Annotated in this window: 6 protein-coding genes; 4 read left to right on the forward strand and 2 right to left on the reverse strand. The window is 73.9% G+C overall.

From position 1 onward, the window contains the following. Positions 1-8 precede the first annotated feature (8 nt). Positions 9-1,472, reverse strand: a complete 1,464-nt coding sequence (locus QWY29_RS18565) for an amidohydrolase family protein (protein ID WP_300962684.1) — start codon at positions 1,470-1,472, stop codon at positions 9-11. A 200-nt stretch (positions 1,473-1,672) separates the two neighbouring features. Between QWY29_RS18565 and QWY29_RS18570 the strand changes: the two genes are divergently transcribed. Genes QWY29_RS18570 through QWY29_RS18580 form a run of 3 tightly spaced genes read left to right on the forward strand, consistent with a single transcriptional unit; the run spans position 1,673 to position 4,686 of the window. Next, complete coding sequence (locus tag QWY29_RS18570; RefSeq protein ID WP_300962686.1) at positions 1,673-2,887, forward strand: CaiB/BaiF CoA transferase family protein; 1,215 nt, start codon at positions 1,673-1,675, stop codon at positions 2,885-2,887. A gap of 9 nt (positions 2,888-2,896) precedes the next feature. Further along, positions 2,897-3,712, forward strand: a complete 816-nt coding sequence (locus QWY29_RS18575) for a citryl-CoA lyase (protein WP_300962687.1) — start codon at positions 2,897-2,899, stop codon at positions 3,710-3,712. After that, a complete protein-coding gene (locus QWY29_RS18580; RefSeq protein WP_300962688.1) occupies positions 3,712-4,686 on the forward strand; it encodes a quinone oxidoreductase family protein in 975 nt (324 codons plus the stop codon). The genes QWY29_RS18575 and QWY29_RS18580 overlap by 1 nt, the downstream gene beginning before the upstream one ends. A gap of 248 nt (positions 4,687-4,934) precedes the next feature. Here QWY29_RS18580 and QWY29_RS18585 read toward each other — a convergent pair whose 3' ends face one another. Continuing rightward, positions 4,935-5,696 carry a GTPase domain-containing protein gene (locus tag QWY29_RS18585; protein ID WP_300962690.1) on the reverse strand — a complete coding sequence of 254 codons (762 nt, stop codon included), beginning with the start codon at positions 5,694-5,696 and terminating at the stop codon, positions 4,935-4,937. A 68-nt stretch (positions 5,697-5,764) separates the two neighbouring features. Here QWY29_RS18585 and QWY29_RS18590 point away from each other — a divergent pair, with 68 nt between their 5' ends. Then, positions 5,765-6,850: an NADH:flavin oxidoreductase gene (locus tag QWY29_RS18590; protein ID WP_300962691.1), complete on the forward strand. Its 1,086-nt coding sequence runs from the start codon at positions 5,765-5,767 to the stop codon at positions 6,848-6,850. Positions 6,851-6,986: the final 136 nt, after the last annotated feature.

The raw sequence follows: 6,986 nt of genomic DNA on the forward strand, positions 1-6,986 counted from the left end.
GCCCCCGCTCAGCCGGCGTGCGAGCTGTGCGTCGAGGCGTCGGCGTACTCGGTGTAGGTGTAGGGGTTGTCGAGCACCTTGGACTCCGGGACGTCCGGGCTCATGCCGGCCGCCCACTCCTCCGCGCCCAGGGTGTCCTGCAGGTAGGACACGGTGTCCTCGATGGCGCGGCGGGCCTTGACGAGGTCGGCGCCGACCAGCTTGTGCTCGTGCTTGACGACCCTGCCGTCGACCAGCACGGTGTGGACGTCGCCGCGCTGGGCCTGCATGACCACGTGGCCGTAGGGGTTGAGCACCGGGAACATCACCGGCGAACTGTCGTTCTTGACCAGCACGACGTCGGCCTTCTTGCCGACCTCGATGCTGCCGGTGACGTCGTCGAGGCCGAGCGCGCGGGCGCCGCCGCGCGTGGCCCACTCCACGACGTCCGCGGCGCGGACCGAGAGGTGGGTGACGGTCTCGTCGCCGGCGTGGGCCTCGTGGTGCTCCCGGGTGCGGTCAGCGCTGAGGGTGGAGCGCATCGCGGAGAAGATGTCGGCGCTCATCCACACGCTGGTGTCCATCGACAGCGAGATCGGGATGCCGTGGCGGCGCAGCGACCAGCTCGACGGGTAGCCCTGGCCGCAGCTCGCCTCGCTCTCCGCGGCGACCGAGGCGTGGCCGCCGGTCGCGGCGATGCGCTGGTAGGAGTCGTCGCTGAGCGTGGCGGCGTGGACGTAGACGGTCTCCGGCGTCATGAAGCCGTGCTCGTGCATCAGCCGGATGCCGTTGTCGTTCGTCGCGCCCCAGACACCGGCATGGGTGGTGACCGGGACGCCGAGCTCGCGGGCGACCTCGAAGGCGGCCTTCTCGGGGAACTCCGGGTCGCCGGTGACGTCGAAGGCCATCTGGAAGCCGAGCATGTCGCTGCGGGTCATCCGGCGCTCGACGAAGTCGCGGAACTCGGGGCTGGCCGACCACTCCCACGGGCCGGCCTGGATGTTGCCGTAGGCGAAGACGAAGCGGCCGGGGACCTCCTCGAGCGCGTCGACGGCGGCGTCGGCGTGGTCGACGGTGTGCAGGTTGTGCGACCAGTCGACGCTGGTGGTGACGCCGGCCTCGAGCGCCTCCAGGCCGCTGAGCAGGTTGCCGGCGTAGATGTCCTGCGGGCGGAACTTCTTGCCGTGCTCGAGGTAGTTCCACACGAAGTACTGCGTCAGCGTCCAGTCCGCGCCGTAGCCGCGGACCGCGGTCTGCCACATGTGCCGGTGGGTGTCGACCATGCCCGGCATGACGATGCCGCCGGTCGCGTCGACCTCGACGGTGCCCTCGGGGACCTCGAGCCCGGGACCGACGGCCTCGATCCTCTGGCCCACGACCAGCACGTCGGCGTCGGTCAGCACCGTCCGCCGGTCGTCCATCGTCAGCACGGTCCCACCGCGCAGGACGACCGCCGGCGCGCCGGCGAAGTCGGGGGCGGGGGTGGCGGGCACGGACATCTTCGACCTCCGGTGGTCCGAACTGACGGACATCTGTCCGTTTTGGGTGAGCCTGACCGTAACAGCGGTCACAAGTCAAGGGTCGTGGACGCTTCGGTGCTGCGGTCGTCCAGACCGCCCAACGCCTCTTGACTGAGCGAGCGCCCATCGGGCACTGTGGCGGACAGTTGTCCGCCATACGGATGGAGTCCGCTGTGAGCACCGACCCCACGTCCCCTCCCGAGGTCCGGGCGGACGGGCCGCTCTCCGGCGTCCTGGTCGCCGACTTCTCCCGCGTCCTCGCCGGGCCCTACGCCACCATGCTGCTGGCCGACCTGGGCGCCGAGGTCGTCAAGGTCGAGAGCCCGGCCGGTGACGACACCCGCCACTGGGTGCCCCCGCGGCGTGGTGACACCGGCACCTACTACCTCGCGATCAACCGCGGGAAGCGCTCGATCGTGCTGGACCTCAAGGACGACGACGACCTCGAGGTCGCCCACGAGCTCTCCCGCCGCGCGGACGTGTTCATCCACAACTTCAAGCCCGGCGGCCTCGACCGCTTCGGCCTGGGGTACGACGACGTCGCCGGCCGCAACCCCGGCAGCGTGTACTGCTCGATCAGCGGCTTCGGCTCCACCGGCGGCGCCCACCTGCCCGGCTACGACCTGCTCGTGCAGGCGATGTCGGGCCTGATGAGCCTCACCGGCGACCCCGACGGACAGCCCTACCGCGCCGGCATCTCGGTCTTCGACGTGATGACCGGCCTCCACTCGGTCATCGGCATCCTCGCCGCGCTGCGCCACCGCGACGTCACCGGCGAGGGCCAGCACGTGGAGACCAACCTGCTCTCGACGGCGATGTCCTCGCTGGTCAACCAGACCTCGGCGTACGTCGCCGGCGGGGTCGTCCCCGGCCGGATGGGCAACGCCCACCTCAGCCTCTTCCCCTACGAGCCGCTCGCCACCGGCGACGGCGACCTGGTGATCGCCGCGGGCAACGACGGCCAGTTCCGCAAGCTGGTGCAGGCGATGGGCGTCCCCGAGCTGGCCGAGGACGAGCGGTTCACGACCGTGGGCCTGCGCAACGACAACCGCGAGGAGCTGCGGCCGCTGCTGCTCGAGCGGCTCGCGACCCGGTCGGCCCAGGACTGGTTCACCGAGCTCAGTGCCGCCGGCATCCCCTGCGGTCCGATCAACGACGTCCGCGGTGGCGTCGAGCTCGCCGAGTCGCTCGGCCTGGAGCCGGTCGTGGAGGTCGACGGCGTGCCGACGGTGCGCAACCCGATCCGGTTCAGCGCGACGCCGGCCCGCTACGACCTGCCCCCACCGGCGCTGGACGGCCACGGCGAGGAGATCCGCGGCTGGCTCGGCTTCGGGCCGCACCCCCACCCCGACGCGGCCCCGACCGAGCCGCCCGCCCCGTCCGCCTGAGGAGCACCCATGAGCAGCGACCACCCGACGTACCCCACCTCCCTGGGCGTCTCCGACCTGCACACCATCTCGCTGATGGGCCAGGACCTCTCCGCGGACCTCATCGGCAAGGTGAGCTTCGGCCACCTGGCCTACCGGCTGATCACGCTGCAGGAGCCGACCGAGGGCCAGGCGCGGGTCTTCGAGGCGGTGCTCGTCGCGCTCGCCGACCACGGCTTCACCCCGACCGCGATCTCCGCGCGGATGACCTACCTCAGCGCGCCGGAGTCGATCCAGGGCGCACTGGCCTCGGGCCTGCTCGGCGGCGGGTCGCGCTTCCTCGGCGTCAGCGAGGACACGGGGCGCTTCCTGGCCGACGCGCTCGCGGGCGTCGAGGAGCTGCCGACGACGACGGAGGGCTGGGACGAGCTCGCGGCTGACGCCGTGCGCCGCCAGCGGGCCGCCGGGAGGTTCGTCCCCGGGCTGGGCCACCACCTGCACAAGCAGGGCGACCCGCGCATCGCCGCGCTCTACGGCGTCGCCCACGAGGCCGGCCAGGTCGGCCCGCACCTCGCGCTCTTCGAGGCCGTCGGCCGGGTCGCGGAGGAGGTCACCGGCAAGGCGCTGCCGCTCAACGGCGCCGGCGCCTGCGGGGCCGCGCTCGCCGACATCGGCATCCCGGTCGAGCTCCTGCGCGGCGTGGTGCTGCTGGCCCGCTGCGCCGGCCTGCTCGGCCACATCGCCGAGGAGGTCCGCGGCAACCACGTCGCCGCCGACGTCTTCGCCGACGTCGAGCGGCACGCGGTGTACGTCGACCCGCCGGCCCCGGCCCGCGGGGAGGCGTGATGCGCGCGGCCCACCTGCACACCTGCGGGCAGCCGCCCGCGCCCGTCGAGGTGGACGGACCGGTCCCCGGCGACGGCCAGGCGCTGGTCGCAGTCTCCGCCGCACCGATCACCCCGCTCGACCTGCTCTGCGCGAGCGGCACGTCGTACTTCGGCGAGCCGGCCACGCCGTACGTCCCCGGCGTCCAGGGCGTCGGCACCGTCGTGTCGTCCGCGAAGCACGCGACCGGGACGCGCGTGTGGTTCCCCACGACCGCCGGCATGGCGCCGGGCGACGGCGCGATGGCCGAGCGGGCCGTCGTGGCCGACGCCGACCTGGTGCCGCTGACCGGCGCCATCGACGACGTGCACCTCGCCGCGCTCGGCCTCTCCGCGATCGCAGCGTGGACCGCGCTCACCCTCACCGGTGGGCTGTCCTCGGGCGACCGCGTGCTGGTGCTCGGGTCCAGCGGGGTCGTCGGCACCGTCGCGCTCCAGGCCGCGCGCCTCTGTGGCGCCGGCGCCGTGTACGGCGCCGCCGTCGAGCCCACCGCGGCCCAGGCGGCCGCCGACCTCGGCGCCGACGGCTTCGTGCCGCTCCACCGCGACGACGACGTGGCCGGCCTCGCCGCCCGGATGCGCGACGTGGTCGGCGAGGTCGACCTCGTGCTCGACCCGCTCTGCGGCGTGCCCGCCTCCGCGGCCCTGCTCTGCCTGGCCCCGCACGGCCGGCTCGTCAACCTCGGCGGCAGCGCCGGCGACACCGCGACGTTCTCCTCCGCGCACCTGCGCAGCGGCGCCCGCCGGGTGCTCGGCTACACCAACAACGACCTCACCGCCGCCGAGCGGCGAGGGGCCATGGCCGCGATCGAGGAGCACGCGGCCGCCGGCCGGCTCGCCGTCCCGCACGAGGCGTTCCCGCTCGAGCGCGCCGCCGAGGCCTGGACGCGTCAGCAGCGCGGCGAGGTGCAGGGCCGGGCGGTCGTCACCCTCTGAGCCCGCCGGACTCACCCGCTGGTTGAGGCGGCCGAGCCCCTGGGCGAGCCGTGTCGAAACCCGGTGACGTGCCTACGGCCCCCAGGCATCTCACGGGGTTTCGACACGTCGGCGCTGGCGCGCCTCCGGCTCAACCAGCGGGTGAGGTTTCGACACGTCGGCGCTGGCGCGCCTCCGGCTCAACCAGCGGGTGGCGTTCCGACACGTCGGCGCTAGCGCGCCTCCGGCTCACCCAGCGGCGCGCGGCGTCAGACGTGGCCGGCGAGCTGGCCCATCCGCGCCTCGAGGGCGGCGAGGTAGGCGTCGCGCTGCCTGGCCGACAGCGGGCTGCCCGGGTCGAGCCGGCTGCAGGCGGGGAGCACGTCGATCGAGAGCTTGGCCGCGCCGGCCAGCGCCCGCAGCTCGTCGAGCCGGTCACCGAACGGCGTCCCGCTGCCCGGCGAGTAGGACCGCACCACCTCGTCGACGCCGCCCGGCGCGTCGAGGTACAGGTCGACCTTCGTCACCACCACGACCAGCCAGGTCGGCCGCGGCCGGCGGACCGCCATCGAGGCGATGCGGTGCGCGGTGACGGTCCAGTCCTCCAGCTCGCGGGCCAGCTGCTCCTCGCGGTCGACCGCGACGGCGCCGGTCGTGCCGGCGGGACGGCGACCGGTGGCGTGGCCGTTGGCGACGACGTGCAGCACGCCGTCGACGGGGTCGTCGTGGAAGACCTCGTCCAGGGCGCCGAGCCGGGTGGCGGCGTTCTCCCCCGGCACCACGCGGAACCGGAAGCCGCGCAGCCGGCGGTCGCGCCGGACCCGCCGCTCCATGACCGCCGAGCCCGCCTCCGACGGCTCGTCGCGGCGCGGACGGCCGGCGAGGTGGTCGACCAGCTCGCTCTTGCCGACGCCGGTCATGCCGGTCACCGCCACCGTCGGGTAGCGGTGCTGGAAGACGCCGGTGACGCGGTCGCGGCCGCGCCCGAGGGCGGAGGGTACGGCGCGCAGGCCGCGGCGTGGGTCGCTCATCGCGGTCGAACGTACCCGAGCAGCACCTGCCGGTCAGCCGGTCAGGGACGGCTCGGCAGGATGGACCGGTGACCACCAGTGCAGCAGCCCTCGACGACACCGTCACCTTCGCCCACGGCCCGGCCTGGGCCAACCGCTTCGCGCTCGCGCCGCTCACCAACACCCAGAGCCACGCCGACGGCACGCTGTCGGACGACGAGCGGCACTGGCTCGAGGCACGCGGACGCGGCGGCTTCGGGCTGGTCATGACGGCGGCGGCGTACGTCTCGGCCGCGGGGCAGGCCTGGGGCGGCCAGCTCGGGATTGCCTCCGACCACCACCTGCCCGGGCTGACCCGGGTCGCCGACGCCCTGCGCGCGACCGGGACGGTCTCGGCCGTGCAGCTGCACCACGGCGGCCGGCGCGCCGACCCCGCGCTCTCCGGCCGGCCCAACCAGTGCCCCTGGGACGACCCGGCCAAGGACGCGGTCGCGCTCACCACCGACGAGGTGCACCAGGTCGTCGCCGACTTCGTCGAGGCCGCGGTCCGCGCCGAGCGCGCGGGCTTCGACGGCGTGCAGGTGCACGGTGCGCACGGCTACCTGGTCGGGCAGTTCCTCGACGCGCGGCACAACCACCGCACCGACGGGTACGGCGGGTCCTTCGACGGCCGGTTCCGCATCGTGCGCGAGATCCTCGAGGGCATCCGCGCGGCCACCGGGCCGGACTTCCAGCTCGGCCTCCGGCTCACCCCCGAGGGCAGCGGCATCAGCCTCGACGAGGCGCGCGAGACCGCCCGCCTGGTGATGACCTCGGGGCTGCTCGACCACCTCGACATGTCGCTGTGGGACGTCTACATGAAGCCGAGGTACGGCGGCGACGGGCTGCTCGTCGAGCACTTCACCGACCTGCCGCGCGGCGGCACCCGGCTCGGCGTCGCCGGGGCCGTGGTCTCCACCGCCGACGCCCGCTGGTGCTTAAACCAGGGGGCCGACCTGGTCAGCGTCGGCACCGGCGCGATCCTGCACCACGACTTCGCCGCCCGCGCGCTGGCCGACCCCGACTTCCGCGTCCGCGAACGCCCGGTCACCCGCGAGGAGCTGCGCGAGGAGGCCGTCGGCCCGGCGTTCGTCGACTACCTCGCCCGCGGCTGGGACGACCTCGTCGCCTCCTAGCTGTGATGTTCAGGAAGGTTGTACTGCCCGGCATCGGTGAGCCTGTCTGACAGACGAAGGCCTCCGGTTGTGAAGTGGAGCTGTCTAGTTCACCGCTTCACTGACCGGAGGCCCTCGTGTCCCACGCTAACGCTGC

It is taken from the genome of Nocardioides abyssi (assembly GCF_030412915.1).
Taxonomy (GTDB): Bacteria; Actinomycetota; Actinomycetes; order Propionibacteriales; family Nocardioidaceae; genus Nocardioides; species Nocardioides abyssi.

Excerpts from the sequence above, each read along its gene's own strand:
- QWY29_RS18575 (WP_300962687.1), top strand. The coding sequence starts at position 2,897 with ATGAGCAGCGACCACCCGACGTACCCCACCTCCCTGGGCGTCTCCGAC.
- QWY29_RS18580 (WP_300962688.1), top strand. The coding sequence starts at position 3,712 with ATGCGCGCGGCCCACCTGCACACCTGCGGGCAGCCGCCCGCGCCCGTC.
- QWY29_RS18585 (WP_300962690.1), bottom strand. The coding sequence starts at position 5,696 with ATGAGCGACCCACGCCGCGGCCTGCGCGCCGTACCCTCCGCCCTCGGG.